Here is an 18,543-nt window from a genome sequence, read left to right as displayed (position 1 = left end):
CTCCCAGAGACCATGAAAAATCATGGTCACTAGCTGCTAGCCCAATGATGGCGGGATGTTTATCAAAACAGTGACCAAGTGACTATCACAGACAACTTCTTGCCACACACAGCTGCGTTTGCACTGACGGGGCTCCCCCTGTAGGGCTGGATACCTACTTGCCTCCTCGGAAATACTGGTCGCCTATGATCTATTCCCCTATGCATTCAACAGATTCCCCAGACTGGTACAGTATCGAATTTGCGTACTGTGCTGGCCGCCAGAGTGTTCGCCAGATAGCGATAGAGCACGGCATTTCACATACCGCCATTAACAAGCGGGCCAAGACGCACAAATGGTCAAGAGTCACAACACCTGTTAACGCTGCCTCATCTTCAGCTATGCCTACGGCTCCTATAAGTGGCGCAGAACACGTGGATTCTACAACTCAAGTTATGATCCCAGTTGTCACTCCTCAGGTTTCCACGGTGGAAACCAATACGTCGAATCCCAAGCCGGTAACAAGAGGCCGTCGGAGCGCATACACGAACGAGTTGGGGGAGGCCATATGTAGCGCCATTGCTGATGGGGTGAGTCTACGCGCAGTGTTGGCTCGTCCGGGTATGCCGTCCAAATCCATGGTGATGCGCTGGTTGGCTGATGAACGCTACGTAGAATTTAGGGACCAGTACGTGTGTGCGCGCGAGGATCTTGCCGACAAACTGGCCGACGAGATCCTCCAAATCGCCGATGACGGCAGCAATGACACCTTCCTCGACGCCAACGGGAACGTAAAAGTTAACCATGATGTGATTGCTCGTGCCCGCCTGCAGATCGATGCTCGTAAATGGCTGGCCGCAAAGCTGGCTCCCAAGAAGTATGGCGATGGGGGGCGGCGAGAAAATTCGGGCGTTAACCACGGGAGCATGCAGGTTAAATCGACAGTCACGTTTGTTAATCCACCCAACATAGTCGAGATGCAGATCTGAACTGGATGATACCGAACAGCATGTTCCTCAAATGCTTCGATGCGCTGGATCAGGGCTAGGGTGGGGTTGTATGGATCTGCAGATGGGCGCAGTGGGTGCAGAGCGCAGGCCTAACAACCGCACAAGGTCACGCTACCACCTCTTGCAATACCGGGCGGGAGCTGGCCGGGCGCGCGAGCCGAATTGGTTGCGTCGTGAGATCCTACAGGACTGCGAAAATTAACCTGTTAACCTTGGTCAATTTTGAACACAGCTCGCTGTTCATTTCGTTACTGATTGACAGAAACTTAACCTTGGTCAATTTTGAACGCGGCTTGCTGTTCATTTCGTTACTGATTGACAGAAACTCTTTATGTTAACATCGTCATCTCTTTGATTTGTCAGGTGATCCACTTTAACGTTTCAGGAACAAAATATTCTTGAACGCTAGAATGCGCGGGTTTCTCTTGAGTTCATTTGTGCAAAGAGCCCAGTCTGGGCGATACAACTGCAACTTATAGCAGTTCAGCCTAGCGGCACCGTTGAAAATCGATATAGGATCTTTGATGAATACCATCGCAAAAACAATCGCAGAACTACGGGTTCTGGTTGGCTACCTAGGGGAGCACGACCAAGCTAATTGGTGGGGCAGCCAATTCTTTGGTGCTACAGCTGCTGCTTTTTTGGCTCCAATATTTAACCGTTCTCTGTTTCTTGCCCAATACCAGGGGTCAACTGCGGCGGCAGCTAAGGTTCACGACGAGGTCATTGGTGTTGGCCGTATCTATCACCTATTTCGTTTGCCGCTTGGGTTAGAGCAAGCTTCTGCTGACGCTCTGAACGACATCACTTTCGTTCAAGCAGTGCAAGCTAGATTGGTAAGTCGTGAGTTTGCGCTGACACGCTTGACTGAATTGGCAAAAAAAACAGAATCCGCATCGCCAGGCCCCGTGTCACTGGGGCTGATGAGTCAAGACATCAGTGCCGAATTACAACGTGCTGCGGGCTTTTATTGTGCCGCCTTCACCTCCGGAATCCAGACGTTCCCCTACATTCGGGAGGCTGAGTGAATCAGCAGCTTTACACTACCCAGCTATCCGCGGGGTTGGGACTTTTAGACGAAACTAGGCAGCTGCTTCAGGTTTATCAACCTGGAATGAATGCATCACAGTTACATGAGGCTGCACTGACATCCGGCCGCTTTCCTTTGGTCACTGCGCGGCGACTACGCAATATCATCGTAGAGTGCTTTGCACCACGTTACCTGCGTGACCCATATGTTGCTTTACGCCTCAAAACCTTGGTGGGTCGCTTCACATCCTCCGAGCTGAATCAATTGTTCTTCCTCTACACTGCACGCGCCAATCTTCTATTAGCTGACTTTGTGCGAGAGGTTTATTGGCCCAGATACGCAGCTGGCCGAAATGATCTTCAACTGGAAGATGCGCATGAATTCATTACACACAATGTCCGGGAAGGCAAAACCAAAGCGCCATGGTCGGACATCACGGTAAAGCGCAATGCCTCGTATTTGATGGGCTGCTGCGCCGACTATGGATTGCTCACCACCACAGGCCGCAACCAGCGCTCGATTGCTGCGTATCGCATCTTGCCAAAGGTCGCAGCCTACTTGGCCTACGACTTGAAGTTCAGTGGTCTCGGCGACAACCAAATTGTTTCAAGCTCCGACTGGGATCTCTTCGGGCTGGAACGTGCCGACGTCCGTGATCAATTCAAGCGTCTGTCATTACAAGGCCTGCTCATATTCCAGGCCGCCTCTGATGTCGTGCATATCGGGTGGACCTATAAAAGCATGGAGGAACTGATCGATGTCATCGCTCAAAGCTGATTTCAATGAGTTGATGGAGCGAATCAAGCAAGGGCGCGAGTTTGGCCATGCCAGCTTTGAGCCCATTTTCTACTTGGTTTTTCCGCCCAATCAGATCCTCAATGTAAAGCGTGAAACTCCTGCGTGGGTGCATAGGCTGCGCAATGAAGGTTGGGAGGTAGAGACCTTTTCGATCGCCGAACATGTTGCTGACATTATCGAGAAGGCTCCACTTCGCAAGATCTGGCTTGCGGCCGATCAGAAGGCACCATTGGCATGGAGCAAGACCAATGCGTCGCTCGCCAATGCCATCAGCAACGGCGCATTACAGGCACGCATCGAAGCCAAGCTGGCCACGCTTGAGGGCAAGCCTAAGGCCATTTTGCTAGTCACCGATCTTGAGGCGCTGCATCCCTACACACGCATCGGAGTCATCGAAGGCAAGCTGCAAGGCAAGTTCCATGTGCCCACGGTGTTCTTCTACCCTGGTGTGCGCACCGGCAAGACCCGACTCAAATTCCTGGGGTTCTACCCCGACGATGGCAACTACCGCTCTGTCCACGTCGGCGGCTAATCATTGAGGTAAAACATGACGATCAAAAAACTCTTCGACCCCAGCAAGAACATCAATCGCAGCATTGAAAAGGTCATTACCTATGGCGTGTCACAAGAGGCGCGCCTGAAATCGGAAATCTCCGAATATGTGGTCACCGACAGCATCGACCAGCAGTTCGAGAATCTCCTGCTCAAAATGGAAGCCGCCATGGATATTGGTGGCGAAAATGAAGTCGGCGTTTGGGTGTCAGGCTTCTATGGCTCCGGTAAGAGCTCGTTTACCAAGTATCTGGGGTTGGCATTTGATGACAGCATCACTATTGATGGTGTTCCATTTATTCAGCATCTCCAAGATCGCCTGAAGCGTCAGCAAACCAAGTCCTTGCTTTCGAACGTAGCAAAGCGCTTTCCAGCTGCAGTGCTGATGTTGGACCTGGCCAGCGAACAGGTCGCCGGTGCGACCATGGAAGAGGTGTCAACAGTCCTGTTCTACAAGGTCCTGCAATGGGCGGGCTACTCGCGCAATCTTAAAGTTGCTGCGCTGGAACGTAGACTTAAGAAGGAAGGTCGCTACAACGAATTCCTTGATGCATTCAAAGAAGCTGCGGGCGGTGAAGACTGGAACAACTACCGCAATGACGAGTTGGTGGTCGATAGCCTCATCCCTGAGATCGCGCATAAGCTGTACCCCACGCTTTTCAAGACGCCCACCTCGTTCACCACCGAATCCAGTGAGATCGTCGTGTTCGAAAACGACCGTGTGCGTGAAATGCTGGAGATTGCCCGCGAGGCATCGGGCAAGGAATACATCATCTTCATCATTGATGAAGTCGGTCAGTACGTTGGCCCACGGCCCAACCTGATCCTGAACCTCGATGGTCTGGCGAAGAACCTGAAAAACATCGGTGACGGCAAGGTATGGATTGTCGGTACAGCGCAGCAAACACTTACCGCTGATGACGCGAAGGCTGCCCTCAATTCGCCGGAGCTCTTCAAGCTCAACGACCGCTTCCCGATCCAAATCGCTCTTGAATCCAACGACATCAAGGAAATTTGCTACACGCGGTTGTTGGGCAAGTCGTCAGTAGCTGAAAGCCAATTGGGCGGGTTGTTTGATCAGTATGGCCAACAGCTGCGTCAGAACACCAAGCTGGTCGATGCACGTGTCTATGGCGTCGACTTCGATCGCAAGGCCTTTGTCGATCTCTACCCGTTCCTGCCTGCGCACTTCGACATCCTGCTGCACTTGCTCGGTGCACTGGCTAAGTCTACGGGGGGCATTGGCTTGCGCTCGGCGATCAAGGTGGTACAAGACATTCTGATCGACGGCACAGAGAGCAAGCCAGCCGTAGCAGAGCAAGAGGTTGGCTGGTTAGTTACTACAGTGACGCTGTTTGATGCACTGGATAAAGACATCAAACGCGCTTTCGCCACCTTGCACGCATCGGTCGAGAAAGCCACCAAAATCCGCTTTTCGCATTCCGAGCTGCATCAAAACATCGCCAAGACCGTCGCTGTTCTGCAAATCTTGGGCAACCTGCCTATCACCCGGCAAAACGTCACCAGCCTGATGCACGCCAGCATCTCCGGGGCATCTCAAGCAGATGCGGTGGCCAAAGCGGTTGAAGAGCTAATCAACGACCCCATCGTTCCCTTTGGCGAACAAGACGGCAACCTTTGCTTCTTCAGCGAAAAGCTTAACGACATTGAGCAAGAACGCAGCCAAGTTGCCCTTCGCGGTGTTGAGCTGCGGCGCATCGTCAATGAAGCATTAACCAGTGTTTATGCACCACTGCCGGCTACCCAGTTGCACGGCTCCTACGCCGTCTCTACCGGGCTCAAGGCGCAATCGGCTGGCAACGTGCCCGCATCGTTGGCGGGTGAGCGCAATCAGATCCAAACCATTGTAGAGCTGGTCGACCCCAAAGAAATCGATAACGCACGTACCCGTCTCACTGACGAATCGCGTCACAACTCGTCCAAGTTCAACATCTATCTGGTGGGTCGCACCACGCCGGAAATGGATGAACTGACGGCCGACATCCACCGCTGCCGAGAAATCGCCAACCGCTACCGCAGCGATCCGGATCAAGAGATCCGCGAATACTGCAACGGCCAAGCCGACCGTGCCGAGCACCTCAGCACCAAACTGAGGGCGCAGATCCAGCGCAGTCTGTTGCAAGGCTCGTTCATCTTCCGAGGCCAGGTTGTTGCAGTGGATACGCTGGCAACCGACTTGCAGGATGCCGCGCGTAAGCACCTGAGCGAAGTTGCCGAACAAGTATTCGATCGCTACGCAGAAGCACCGGTGCGCGCCGGAACCGAACTCGCCGAGAAATTCCTCCGAGTCGGCAATTTGTCGGGCATCACCAGCGCGCTCGATCCGCTGAACCTTGTGCAAACCCAAGGCGGGCGGCATAGCATTCGCACCGACCACCTGGCCATGATCAGCATCCGTGATTACATCGATCGCAATGGCACCGTGGACGGCAAACGCCTGACCGACGTCTTTGCTGATGCGCCTTTTGGATGGTCAGCAGACACACTGCGCTATCTGGTGGCAGCCATGCTGCTGGCTGGTGAGATCAAGCTCAAGGTGGCGGGGCGCGAAGTGACCGTCAACGGCCAGCAAGCCATTGACGCTATCAAGACCAACAACACCTTCAAGAGCATCGGTATTTCGCTGCGCGGCGGCGACCGTCCGTCAAACGACGTGCTCGCACGCGCTGCAATCCGGTTGACCGAACTCACGGGCGACACCGTCGTGCCGTTGGAAGACGATATCAGCAAGGTCACCACCAAGCTCTTTCCACAACTGCAGCACCAATATGGCCCGCTCACCGAGAAGTTGCGCAGCCTCAACCTGCCAGGTGTAAATCGACTGCAAAACCTCACGCACGAGATTAACGACGTGCTGCTCACCGATGCGTCGGATGCGCCGCGCCGCTTGGGCAACGAGCAGTCCGAGTTGTTCGAAAGTCTCAAATGGGCGGCCGAAGTCAAACTCAAGTTGGAGCAAGGCCTGGAGCAAACGCTGCGCGATCTGCGTCAGCACTGCACGGCCATTGCCAGCCTGCCGAATGTGGCCTTGCTGGCCAAGCTAAAAGAAGAGTTGGCTGAGGCGCTCAGCCTGATTGAGGAGCGCCTGCAGCAGGCAGACTTCTATCGTTTTGCTGCCGATTTCAGCACCAGCCTCACCACCATTCGCGCCCGCATTCGCGATACGGTGATTGCGATGCAAGACCTGCTCAAAACACGCATTAAAGAGGCCGAGGTTGACCTTAAGCGCGTGCCGGAATGGGTCAAGCTCACCCAGCAAGAGCAAACCGAACTGCTGGGCAACCTTGAGCGCCTGATTGTAGATGTGGCCCCCGACTTGGCGGGCCTCACCACCATGCTCAACAAGGACTACGAACTGCAATCCCAAGTGCAATCGCTCAAGCATCGCATCGAGCGCTTGGGGCAACAGCGCATCAGGGAAGAGTTAGAAGCAGAAACGACACAACCGGAAGAGGCACATGAGCCAAAACCCATTGTGCAGCGTCAATTCAAAGCGAAGACAAAGATTACTTCATTGAATGATCTAGATGCCCTGATCTCGCAACTGCAACAACTGCGTGGTGAACTGAGATATGCCCATGAGTTTGCGCTCAAGCTCGAATTGCAGGAAGAGGGGGACGCATAAGCATGGCTTTTGATCAATCTACCCGTGGGCGTTTGCAAAAGCTGGTTAACAGTTGTCGCAGCCTGCTCTCCGACGAATTCAGCATTCAGCTTCAGCAGACCTACGGCCTGGACCCCAACACCGGTGAAGTCACGCCCATGGCCCGACTTACCCATCTGGACGACCGCCAGCGTCACACGGCCGAAGTGCTGCGCCAAACCCAGGCGCACTACTTGGGGGCAGATGCCGACGACACCAATCACCGCATTGCAGTGCTCGACCGTATGGTGCGCGAGCAAGCGTTTACCGTGCTCAATCGACTGGCTGCGCTGTTGATGATGGAAGCGCGCGGACAGTTAATCGAGTCGGTCAGCAAAGGCTACCTATCACGTGGCTACCAGCTCTATAGTCGCATTGCCGGTACGGCGCTGGGTGAAACCGGTCAGTCATATCAGGTTTATCTGTTCAGCGTGTTCGACGAGCTGGCGCAAGAGCTACCTGCTCTATTTGATCGCTATGCTGCCAACGGTTTGCTGTTCCCGCGTGAGACCGCCCTGCGTGCACTGCTGGATGAGCTTAACCACTTTGAGATTGCACCGCTCTGGGCTGCAGACGAAACCATCGGTTGGATTTACCAGTACTTCAACTCCAAAGAAGAGCGCAAAGCCATGCGCGATGCCAGCCAGGCTCCACGCAATAGCCGCGAGCTGGCCGTTCGCAACCAGTTCTTTACGCCGCGCTATGTGGTGGAGTTTTTGGTCGATAACACGCTGGGGCGTCTCTGGTTTAACGCCACGGGCGGACAAACAGAACTGCTGGACCGCTGCCAATACTTGCTGGCCAAGCCTGATGAGCAACCGCAAGCAGCCATCAAACTGCGCGACCCACGCACCCTCAAGCTGCTGGACCCGGCCTGCGGCTCTATGCACTTCGGTCTGTATGCTTTCGATCTGTTCCTTGAGATTTACCGTGAAGCCTGGGCCTGGGAACAGCAACATGGCCCAGGTTCGCTCGATGTCTCGACCCATCCCCAAGCTGCACTTAAGCCACTGAGCCAGACTTATGAGGACGAAGCTGCTTTTGCACGCGATGTGCCACGTCTGATTATCGAATACAACATCTACGGCGTAGACATCGATCCGCGCGCCGCGCAGATCGCCACCTTGGCGCTGTGGCTACGGGCGCAGCGTGCTTGGCATGATACCAACGTGAAAGCCAAAGATCGCCCGTGTATTGGTCAAGGCCATGTGGTAGCTGCCATTGCACCACCCGCTGAACGTGAATTGCGCCAACAGTTTGCCGCCAACCTCGATCAACGCGATGCCGAACTGTTCGAAAAGACGCTGCAGCTACTAAAGGGCTTACCGGAGATGGGCGTATTGCTCCAAGTCGAGCGCGAGCTACCGAATCTGATTAGCCAAGTCTATGTGGGCAAGGGCACAGACCTGTTTGCCGCGCAGGAGCAGGAAAGCTGGCAACAAGCTGAGGCGCGCCTGCGCGCTGAACTAACTGAATTTGCCCAGACCGCGAAATCGACCTACCAAGGGCGTCTATTTGCTCAAGATGCGCTACAAGGATTGCGCCTCATTGATCTGTGTCGCGAAATGTTCGATGTGGTAGTGATGAACCCGCCTTTTGGCGCGCTTGCCGCTAACACCAAAGACCAGCTCACCAAAGCCTATCCCCGCAGTAAGAACGATCTGTTAGCCATTATGGTAGAGCGCGGGCTGGAACTTCTGCGTATTGGCGGGCGCATTGGTGCCATCACATCGCGGACTTGCTTCTTCCTTTCGAGTTATCAGAAGTGGCGCGAGGGAGTAGTCTTGGGAATCGCTAAGCCTGAAGTCATGGCTGACCTGGGGTATGGCGTGATGGATGACGCGATGGTTGAAGCCGCTGCATATGTACTGGAGAAGAGGGCATGAGTCATTTTCTGAGACTTTTTAGTGCAGCTAATAAATCGCAAGCACTATTGCAGTCATGTAATGATTTCCGAGAAGCAAAAAATCAGTCCCAATGCTTTGAAGTGAATTCAGAAGAATTTAAAAAAATACCCGGCGCACCCTTCGCGTATTGGATTAGTGACGCAATTAGAAACTTATACATTGAGCTAGACCCCTTTGAAGTCGATGCCGCAATTAGAAAAGCCACAAAAGGTCTGGCTACGACTAATGATGAGCGTTTTATTCGCTCATTTTGGGAAGTAAAAAACACCCACTGGCTGCCCCTTGCAAAAGGAGGTGCATTTTCTGAGTTTTACTCTGATATTCCACTTGTAATAAATTGGGCCAAGAATGGGATCGAGTTGAAAGAATATTTGGACCACAAAATTGGTGAGCCTGGGCAATGGTCTCGATGGATTAATGCAATCGACTATTACCTTAGACCTGGTGTTACCTGGCCTAACTCAACAACACTGGACTTGAATGTACGAGTGTTGCCGAAGAACTGTATTTTTAGTCACATGGGATGTACAGCCTTCTTTGCGGAAGATAAAGCCGAAACGATCTTATCTAACTTGGCAATAATGAACTCTAGTCCATTTAGATTTTTAGTTTCATTGTCACTTGGTCTGGCTGCTGAGGCAAGGAAGCATTATGAAGTTGGAACGATTCAAAAAATCCCTGTTCCTAATCTCAGCAAAAGGCGACAAGAGTCGCTTGCGGTGCTGGCTAATCGAGCTTGGTCGTTGAAGCGCAGACTGGACACCATCGAAGAAACCTCCCATGCCTTCGCATTGCCCGCAGCATTGCGTGCTCGATTGGCCGATTACAACCCGCCTGCTACCGAAGCTGAGTTAATGCGCATTCAATCCGAGATTGATGACATTGCTTTTGATCTCTATAGCTTTAGCGAAGTTGATCGTGATGCCGTGCAAGGCAACCAAGATGTGACCAACGATGGCGATATCGAGGCTAGCGCAGATGATGAAGGCGACGAAGAAGACAGCGCAGCCTCCATTGACCACACGGCCGGCTTATTGAGCTGGGCCGTCGGCGTGGCCTTTGGTCGCTTCGACTGGCGCTTGGCCACAGGTGAGCGCGCAGCACCCGCCGAGCCAGAACCATTCGATCCGCTACCAGCTAAAAGCCCCGGCATGCTGCCAGATGGCGCGGAACCGTTCCATGCGCATGCTGGCATTCTGGTAGACGACCAAGGGCATCCGCACGATCTTGCTCGCTTGGTTGAAGAAGTGCTGAGCCGCGTTGATGTGTCCGTTCCGGATGATGTGCGTCGCTGGCTGCGCAAGGATTTCTTCGCCTTCCATCTGCAGCGCTATTCCAAGAGCCGCCGCAAAGCGCCTATCTATTGGCCGTTGTCCACCGCGTCTGGCAGCTACACGTTGTGGGTCTATTACCCATCCATGAACAACCAAACGTTGTTCACTGCGGTGAATGATTTCCTCGATGGCCCCAACGGCAAACTGACACAAGTCAGCCGTGAATGTGCAGAGTTGCGTATTAAGGGCAGCGGTCGTTCACGTGATGAGGAAAAGCAATTTGAGGCGCTGCAAACCTTCGAGCAAGAGCTCACCGACCTGCGCGACACCTTGCTTAAGATCGCGCCAACCTACCAGCCTAACCACAATGACGGTGTACAAATCACCGCCGCGCCGCTCTGGCCTTTATTCCGCCACAAGGCCTGGCAAAAGGTATTGAAAGACACCTGGACCAAGCTGGAAAAAGGCGACTACGACTGGGCACACCTGGCCATGGCCTACTGGCCAGATCGCGTGCGCGAGAAGTGCAAAACCGACAAATCCCTTGCCATCGCCCATGGGCTGGAAGATTTGTACATCGAGCCAGAGAAGGCTCCCAAGAAAACGCGCGGAAAAAAGAAAGCGGGAGCTAACGCATGAGTATTGCTGAATTTATCCAGGACAAAATATTGCGGCCTCGGTTGCAGAAAGCCGGGAGCCTCGTTGTATATGACCCCGCAGGCTATTACCAAAACGTCTGTAACGGTTTAGCCGACGAAAAGCTGCTGGTTGTAGATGCATCAAAGAGCAGTATTGATAGTCGGGTTGCTGCCATGCAGGGTCTGCGTGAGGTGATCGATCGGCAGCTCGCAGGGATCTTGGTTTATGTGCCAGCAAAAGCGCCCGAAAGCGATGAAGAACGGCAAACTGATCCATTCGCTCCCATCGCTGCAGCGGGAGCAATTTTCCCTGAAGGGGATGGTGACAGCTTTCAAAGCCTTTGCCTGAAGGCGAAGCCAGATCACACCACGGCGATACGGGCTATCTTCGAGCAGGATGCTTCACCTAGTTTTGCTGTGGTGGATGCGATTGGCGGCGGCTTGGGCTGGCCCAACTTGCGTGCGCTACTGGCAGTCGAGTCCGCCCGGGACATTCTGTTTGCGCTGCTTGTGCCAAACGATGCGCAGCAGGCCGCATTGAAAGGCAGCGATAGCTGGGTGACAGAGGCGCGTGATTTACTCCGCAATAGCATGGGGCTGACATTGAAGACTCGGGGCAAGACATGGGACTCTGTGGCCAACGAGTTGTGGCGTTTTGTCTTGTTCAGCGAGTTTGTATTTGATCTGCCTGGTAACTTGCCTGCCAACTTGAATGATGTGCCGCGAGCCGAGGTACATGCCAAACCTTTGATTGAAGACTTGTGTGAGCGGCTGCGTAATGATCGCCGTACCCAGACTACCTATATTGAACGCGCAGAGGAAATGGAGAGGGATTTCAATCTGGTCAGCCATTTTGATGGTTGGTCTGATTTGGGGAATCGAGATACGTTCCCGTTTGAAGAGCGCACATTTTTGAGCCGCGCTATCAACGGTATTTTACGCGATGACATTGACCTGGTAATGAGTATCTCAGAACACCGACAGCAGTCGGTGTGGACAGGCAAAGGCGAGAGCCGTGCCCAGTGGGATTTGATTCGATCTGCTGCTGAGTTGCTGCAAACCTGTGATGACATGGAGCGGCAACTTTCTGATAACGCTCGTAATCTTGATATGCTGGTGGCCTTCTATGTGAGCAACCTGCGTGAGGTTGATCGCTTACATCGCGAGTTCGAGCAGGCAGTGGGTGATTTCGACTGGCAAGATACGCAAAGCATCATGACGCCGGTCAAACAGCAAGTGCGCAAGCAGTATGGCAAACTGGCTGAGAAGGTGCAGCTGATCTTTACCCGGCATGTGCAGCAAAGCGGCTGGCCGCTAGCTGGACAGCTATCGAATGCTGATGTGTTCGACTGCATAGTCGCGCCCAAGTTGCAAAAGAACGGCCACAAGGTGGCGTACTTCATGATCGATGCGCTGCGCTACGAATTAGGTGTAGCGCTAGAGCGACAACTGTTGGAAGACGGACAAGTTGAAATTCAAGCTGCCATGGCGCAGTTACCGAGTATCACGCCTGTCGGCATGGCGAGTTTGCTGCCAGGTGCTGGGCAGCAACTTCGTATCAAGAACGATGAACAGTGTCTGCTACCAATGTTGGGTGATCAGGCGGTGGGCACAGTCGCTCAGCGTATGGATGTGCTTAATAAAAAGTACGGCCAACGTTTCGAAGAGGGGCGCCTAGAAGACTTTGTTCGCGGACGTTTCGATATTTCCCCTGAAACCGACTTGCTAGTGTTGCGTGCGGTTGAGATAGATAGCCACTTTGAAAATCACCCCGACACTGCGCCTGCTGAGATTACCAATGCGCTGAAGCGTATTCGGGTCGCTATCCATAAGTTGAAAGAGCGAGGTTTTCACGAGGTAGTGATTGCGACCGATCACGGCTTCTTCATGAACACCCACGCAGGTGCGGGCGATGTTTGCAGCAAGCCAGCTGGCAACTGGATTGGCATTCATGACCGGTGCGCACTGGGTGACGGTGCTGGCGATGGGAACCACTTGGTTATCTCAGCTGAGAAGATGGGTATACGGGGCGATTTTGCCAAGTTAGTAGCGCCATATTCACTGGCGGCTTACCGTAGTAGCTTGCTCTATTATCACGGCGGTATTTCGCTTCAAGAGTGCGTTGTGCCGGTGATAACGATGCAGTTAAAAGCATCCAATCAGCCTGCTCTTCAGAAAGCCTCAGTAGCGATGAGCTACAAAAACGGTGCCAAGGCAATTACTACTCGTATGCCCGTCATCGATCTTGCAATTGAAACAACAGATATGTTTTCGATTGAAAACAATTTTGAAATTTTGCTGGAAGCCCACAATAAAAAGGGTGATGTAGTGGGCGAGGCTAAAGCGGGAGGTGTTGTCAACCCGGCCACAGGAACATTATCTTTGACGCCCGGTGACAAGGTTCAAGTCACACTCAGGATGCACATGGATTTCGAAGGTAAATTCAAGGTAAAGGCTTTGCATCCAACAACTTATGCAGTGTATTGCCAACTTGACCTAGAAACGGACTATGCGGTGTAAAAATGATGAATGAACTTGACCAAAAGCTAACTGATACCTTTGATGGCAAGGTGTTGCGCAAGGATCTACTCCATCGAATCAAGAAGGGAACTAACGTTCCGACATTTGTGTTGGAGTTCCTGCTTGCGCGCTTTTGTGCGAGTGACGATCAAGCAGAAATGGATGCTGGTATGGAGGCGGTACTAGCCAGCCTGCAAGACAATTATGTAAAACCTGACGAGGCCAATGCCGCGCAGTCAAAGGTTGCAACCAAGGGCAAGCATCGCTTTATCGACAAGGTTCATGTGCGGTATGTCGAGAAAGAAAAGCGCCATTGGGCTTCATTGGAAAACTTCAACTCACAGCGTATCGCTATCGGTGATAAATTTTATCGAGACAATGACCGTTTGCTGGAAGGGGGGATTTGGGCTGAAGTAACGTTGGCACATAACGCCATCGAGGAAGACGACTACGCGTTTTACATTGAGGACTTACGTCCCATCCAGATCAGCCGCTTTGATTTTGACCGATATTGTGAAGGTCGAATGAAGTTCACCCGTGATGAATGGATCGCGGTGATCCTGCGTACCGTTGGCCTGGAGCCGACAAAGCTCTCAAAGCGTGTTTGCATGCATTTTATTGCGCGCCTAGCGGCACTCGTTGAGCCTAATTACAACTACATTGAGCTTGGGCCACGAGGCACTGGAAAGTCGTATTTCTTCAGTGAATTTTCCCCCTACGCCACACTTATTTCTGGTGGACAGGCGACTAAGTCGGCACTGTTCTACAACAACGCACGTCGTAAGGTTGGGTTGGTAGGTTTTTGGGACACGGTAGCGTTTGATGAGGTTGGCGGCATCAAAGTCAAAGATCCAGACACTATTCAGATCATGAAGGATTTCATGGCGAATGGACGCTTTTCACGCGGCGCAGAAGTGATCGCTGATGCCAGTCTTAGCTTTGTTGGCAACTTCGACCTTTCTATCAGCCAAGTAGTTAACTCGGCCGAACATGATCTTTTCCAGCCATTACCTGCAGAGTTTGACCTCGCCATCATGGATCGATTTGCAGCCTATATACCTGGTTGGGAAATGCCCAAGAACAGTAGTGAGTTTCTAACCAACTGCTACGGGTTCATTACCGACTACCTGGCGGAAGCATTCCACTACCAGTTCAAGCATACCAATCGATATGAAGAGGTCAGCAAGCGGATCCGTCTAGGCAAGAGTGTTGAAGGCCGTGATGAAAAAGGCATCAAAAAAACCGTTTGTGCCTTCCTGAAAATTCTGCACCCGACTGGTTCTCCGACCGATCAGGAATTCGAAGAATATGTTTCCTATGCGGTCGAGTGCCGTCGACGCGTGAAAGAACAGATGAATAAACGCAAACCCGATGATGAGTTTGCGCGCATCGATCTCTCATTCCTTAATGCGCAGGGGCAAGAGGTGATTGTCTATTGCCCTGAGTCGAAAGATGCTTCAGCAACACAGCAGCCTTTGCGGCGGAAACTCAACGACAAGAGTGCACATGAACGTAACGTGGCGACAGAGGTTAGACAAGAGTTACCTGCAATCCAAGATGAACCGATATCCTCTGTCGTTGTGCCTGATGAATTGATCGAACGCCATTTCACAATCATGTATGGGGATATGGGACATAGTTATGAGTCGATCATTGGCCCTTATCTACAAGGGGCTAAGGCTGTCGTCATTGAAGAACCCTATGTTCGGCTTCAGCACCAGATCCAGAATTTCGTTCGCTTTTGTGAATGTATTTTGAAAGCTGGGACAGTGAAGAAAATCAACCTTGTTACCGGATACGATGACAATACGCAGCTGGTCGATATCCAACAAAAACTCGACGAATTGAAGCAGAGCCTTTTGGAGCTTGATGTGGAACTGGAAGTGAAACTCAATCCGAACATGCACGATCGGGAGATCCGCATCGACAATGGGTGGGTCATCAAGATTGGTCGAGGACTGGATTTTTTCCAGAAACCAAGTGGCTGGTTTGAAGTGGGCACACATGATTTGAGTTTACGCAAGTGCTTAGAAACGAAAGTGGATATTTTCCGGGCTTGATTTCTCGGTAGTCTACGAAGCAACTGCCACCTTGACTGTTGAAGACTGTCTCAGGAAATGAGAGGTAAAGTGTTCACGTTGAACCGGAATCGGTGTTCATGATCGGCCGGAATATGCAGCAGGGCGGTGGTACTAAAATATTATTGGTATACGGATAGGTATACGATGAGTTTTTTATAATGCGCATTCGTTGATTTTAGAGGCTTTGGTGCGTCATCTTCGATTCCGGCCTCGGCACCATATTACAGTCTTAAAAAATATCAAAACCCGCATAGCCAAAGGCTTTGCGGGTTTTTTGTTGTCTCTCGTCGACTAATCAGGCCTTGTGATATTCCTCCGAGATTAGGGGAAGCATGTTCCGGCAGGGGGAAAAAAGCCCCTCATATGCTTGCTATGCCTGGCTGTGAGGTGGTGGATTATCCTCCCTGCACTTGTCATCTACTCCCAATTGAAACGGGAGATCCCTCCATTTCGCTATCCGACTCCATGGGGTCACAAGTAAGGGGCGCTGGTCAGCAGCAGAGGCTGCCTGATGAAATAGGCCCTCCCTATCGGGGGAAGTACAGGCGCCTCAGGTTCTGCCCCGGTAGAAAGGAGAGGGGCTGGTACCAGTTGTCTATCCAGAGGTTTCCTTGAAAGAGGCAAGGGCCAAGAGAGAGGAAGCCGCAGGCTGCGGGCCGATGCTATCGGCCCAAGTCTTGCCCGAAAGCAGAGCAAGGTGGTCCGCGGCTCACCAGTGAGAACAGCTTTGCGGCTATTGGCAGAGTGGCACCAGAGTCGGCTAGCCATGCACCAGCGCGGCGGCGGCCACCTTGTGACGGGCAATAAGCTGCTCGATATCCAGCCCCTCGATGGCGCCATCCACCACCCGCCACTTGCCGCCCACCATCACCCGATCGGCCCGCTCGGCACCGCACAAGATCAGGGCTGCGACGGGGTCGTGACTGCCGCTAAAGCGCAGATCGTCGAGCTTGAACAGCGCCAGATCCGCCTGCTTGCCGGGCAGCAGCTCACCGAGATCGCGGCGCCCGAGCAGCCGGGCCGAGCCAACGGTCGCCCACTCCAGCACCTTGCGCGGAGTAATGCGCTCGGCGCCGTAGCGCAGCCGCTGCAGATAGAGCGCCTGACGGGCCTCCTGCATCAGGTTCGAGGCATCGTTGGAGGCCGAGCCATCCACCCCGAGCCCCACCGGCGCACCGGCCGCCTCCAGCTCCAGGGTCGGGCAGATGCCGGAGGCGAGCCGCATATTGGAGACCGGACAGTGGCACACCCCGGTGCCCGCCGCCCCCAGCCGCGCAATCTCGTCCGGATTGAAGTGGATGCCGTGGGCCAGCCAGGTGCGATCGCCCAGCCAGCCCACCTTCTCCAGATAATCGACGGTGCGCAGGCCAAAGCGCGCAAGGCAGAACGCCTCCTCATCCAGCGTCTCCGCAAGATGGGTGTGCAGTCGCACATCGAGCTCGGCCGCCAGTCTGGCGCTCTCCACCATGATCTCCTCGGTCACCGAGAAGGGGGAGCATGGAGCCAGCGCAATCTGGATCTGCGCCCCGGCGCCGCGCTCATGGTACTGGCGCACCAGCCGCAGGCTGTCATCGAGGATCTGCTGCTGCCCCTGCACCGTGTGGCGCGGCGGCAAGCCCCCGTCATCTTCGCCAAGGCTCATGGAGCCACGGGTCAGCATGGCGCGCATCCCCAGCTCACGCACCGCCGCCACCTGAATATCGATGGACTCCTCCATCCCGCGCGGGAAGAGGTAGTGGTGATCGGCCGCCGTGGTGCAACCCGAGAGCAACAGCTCCGCCATCGCCACCTTGCTCGCCAGCGCCAGCCCATCCGGCGTCAATCTGGCCCAGACCGGATAGAGGGTCTTGAGCCAGGGAAAGAGCGGCTGATTGACCACCGGCCCCCAGGCGCGGGTCAGGGTCTGGTAGAAGTGGTGGTGGGTATTGATAAGGCCCGGCAGCACCACATGGTCGCGGGCATCGAACAGCTGATCGCAAGGCCGGGCAGGCTGCTGGCCTGCCGCCAGCACTTCGCTTATCAGGCCGTTTTCAATCACCAGCCCGCCGCGGCCATCGACCGTTTCGGGGGTAAAGGTGGCAAGGGGGTTTTTAATCCAGATACGGGTAGCGGACATGGCCGACTCCTCCATCAGTAACACATAGGGGTGAGCCAGCTCAGTTATACCCTGTCTGCTGATCCAGAGGCGGCGGCCAGCGACCGCGGCCAACCCAGTCTAGGCATATGGCGCAAAAAGTCTGTGATCGCCGTTTTGAATCAAGGTGATAGCGACGGATTGCCCAAGGCGACCAACCGCACAAGGCTTGCCCCGCAATTAATCAATCAGTAATTAACAAAAGCTTGTGCCAGCGCAAAAAAACCTCTGGTTTCTGATAGTTGCGTGATGGCCGCCATAGTTAAGCGCTCAATGAATCCGTAAGATATCTGGCGGCGCCTGTTGGCCCCTTTTCCCAAACCAAGGTCAACGGCGCAATGTGGCAGCGACAGTCAGGGGCGGTAGCGTCTTTCACGGAGACCAGCCGGTCTCCCGCCCCTGCGCCAGGGTAACCGTCCCCTCTCCCCCCTGCGGGTGAGCGGTAGGGTGCAATAAGCGCAGCGCATTGCACCAAGGTAACCATCCCCTCTCCCCTTGCGGGAGAGGGCCAGGGTGAGGGGTCGCCAACCCCGTTGGCATGACTTCACCAGCAGGGTCGGTAGGGTCGAGTAGCGTAGCGTAATCGTCCGTGCTAACCGCTCCCCTTGCAGGTGAAGCCAATGGCGCAATCTGCAAAGCCTGTTCCCACAAGCAACCCCGCGTCCAATTGAGGTGCAATTCACTTCGTTCATTGCACCCTACGGTAATGGCCAAATGGGCTCACCCCGGCGAACAACAGGGGGCAACAGCCAACCCGCAGTGCCGAGGCCAGTTAACAGGCGTAGGGTGCAATAAGCGCAGCGCATTGCACCGCGGTAACACACCCCAGCCTATTTGGGGCAAAGATCGGGCGGGTTGTTAGCTCAGAGTCAGCCCCTCGCCCACCCCATGGAGAGAGCAGATTGTCGCACCTATGCAACAAGCGCCATCGACATGGTTGCATAGGTGAAAAAATC

10 protein-coding genes are annotated in these 18,543 nt (G+C 53.8%); 9 read left to right on the top strand and 1 reads right to left on the bottom strand.

Features of this window, described 5'->3' with window-relative positions; genetic code table 11:
• Positions 1–413 precede the first annotated feature (413 nt).
• The 9 genes from G5221_RS03380 to brxL all read left to right on the top strand — a co-directional run bounded on the left by G5221_RS03380 (position 414) and on the right by brxL (position 15,432).
• Positions 414–968, top strand: a complete 555-nt coding sequence (locus tag G5221_RS03380) for a hypothetical protein (protein ID WP_421262837.1) — start codon at positions 414–416, stop codon at positions 966–968.
• 545 nt (positions 969–1,513) lie between these two features.
• A complete protein-coding gene (locus G5221_RS03375; protein WP_100653502.1) occupies positions 1,514–2,017 on the top strand; it encodes a BrxE family protein in 504 nt (167 codons plus the stop codon).
• Entirely contained in the window at positions 2,014–2,796 is a 783-nt protein-coding gene (locus G5221_RS03370; protein WP_100653503.1) for a BrxA family protein, read from the top strand. The genes G5221_RS03375 and G5221_RS03370 overlap by 4 nt, the downstream gene beginning before the upstream one ends.
• Positions 2,777–3,349, top strand: a complete 573-nt coding sequence (locus G5221_RS03365; RefSeq protein ID WP_100653504.1) for a BREX protein BrxB domain-containing protein — start codon at positions 2,777–2,779, stop codon at positions 3,347–3,349. The genes G5221_RS03370 and G5221_RS03365 overlap by 20 nt, the downstream gene beginning before the upstream one ends.
• 15 nt (positions 3,350–3,364) lie before the next feature.
• Complete coding sequence (gene brxC / locus G5221_RS03360) at positions 3,365–7,015, top strand: BREX system P-loop protein BrxC (protein WP_100653505.1); 3,651 nt, start codon at positions 3,365–3,367, stop codon at positions 7,013–7,015.
• Between the two features lie 2 nt (positions 7,016–7,017).
• On the top strand, positions 7,018–8,919 hold the full coding sequence (locus G5221_RS03355) for an Eco57I restriction-modification methylase domain-containing protein (protein ID WP_100653506.1): 1,902 nt from the start codon (positions 7,018–7,020) through the stop codon (positions 8,917–8,919).
• Complete coding sequence (locus tag G5221_RS03350; protein ID WP_100653507.1) at positions 8,916–10,853, top strand: type II restriction endonuclease subunit M; 1,938 nt, start codon at positions 8,916–8,918, stop codon at positions 10,851–10,853. The genes G5221_RS03355 and G5221_RS03350 overlap by 4 nt, the downstream gene beginning before the upstream one ends.
• Positions 10,850–13,372 (top strand): PglZ domain-containing protein, encoded by a 2,523-nt coding sequence (locus G5221_RS03345; RefSeq protein ID WP_100653508.1) that lies wholly within the window; start codon positions 10,850–10,852, stop codon positions 13,370–13,372. The genes G5221_RS03350 and G5221_RS03345 overlap by 4 nt, the downstream gene beginning before the upstream one ends.
• A 2-nt stretch (positions 13,373–13,374) precedes the next feature.
• Complete coding sequence (brxL, locus tag G5221_RS03340; protein ID WP_210403400.1) at positions 13,375–15,432, top strand: BREX system Lon protease-like protein BrxL; 2,058 nt, start codon at positions 13,375–13,377, stop codon at positions 15,430–15,432.
• A gap of 781 nt (positions 15,433–16,213) precedes the next feature.
• Here the strand turns inward: brxL and G5221_RS03335 are convergent.
• Positions 16,214–17,569: an 8-oxoguanine deaminase gene (locus G5221_RS03335; RefSeq protein ID WP_421262836.1), complete on the bottom strand. Its 1,356-nt coding sequence runs from the start codon at positions 17,567–17,569 to the stop codon at positions 16,214–16,216.
• Between the last annotated feature and the right edge of the window lie 974 nt (positions 17,570–18,543).

The organism is Aeromonas sp. 602200 (assembly GCF_049173895.1).
Taxonomy (GTDB): Bacteria; Pseudomonadota; Gammaproteobacteria; order Enterobacterales; family Aeromonadaceae; genus Aeromonas; species Aeromonas veronii_A.
This window is presented reverse-complemented; position numbering and strand designations above follow the sequence as displayed.

Coding starts and splice junctions, on each gene's coding strand:
- G5221_RS03375 (WP_100653502.1), top strand. CDS start 1,514: ATGAATACCATCGCAAAAACAATCGCAGAACTACGGGTTCTGGTTGGC.
- G5221_RS03365 (WP_100653504.1), top strand. CDS start 2,777: ATGTCATCGCTCAAAGCTGATTTCAATGAGTTGATGGAGCGAATCAAG.
- brxC (WP_100653505.1), top strand. CDS start 3,365: ATGACGATCAAAAAACTCTTCGACCCCAGCAAGAACATCAATCGCAGC.
- G5221_RS03355 (WP_100653506.1), top strand. CDS start 7,018: ATGGCTTTTGATCAATCTACCCGTGGGCGTTTGCAAAAGCTGGTTAAC.
- G5221_RS03350 (WP_100653507.1), top strand. CDS start 8,916: ATGAGTCATTTTCTGAGACTTTTTAGTGCAGCTAATAAATCGCAAGCA.
- G5221_RS03345 (WP_100653508.1), top strand. CDS start 10,850: ATGAGTATTGCTGAATTTATCCAGGACAAAATATTGCGGCCTCGGTTG.
- brxL (WP_210403400.1), top strand. CDS start 13,375: ATGATGAATGAACTTGACCAAAAGCTAACTGATACCTTTGATGGCAAG.
- G5221_RS03335 (WP_421262836.1), bottom strand. CDS start 17,569: ATGTCCGCTACCCGTATCTGGATTAAAAACCCCCTTGCCACCTTTACC.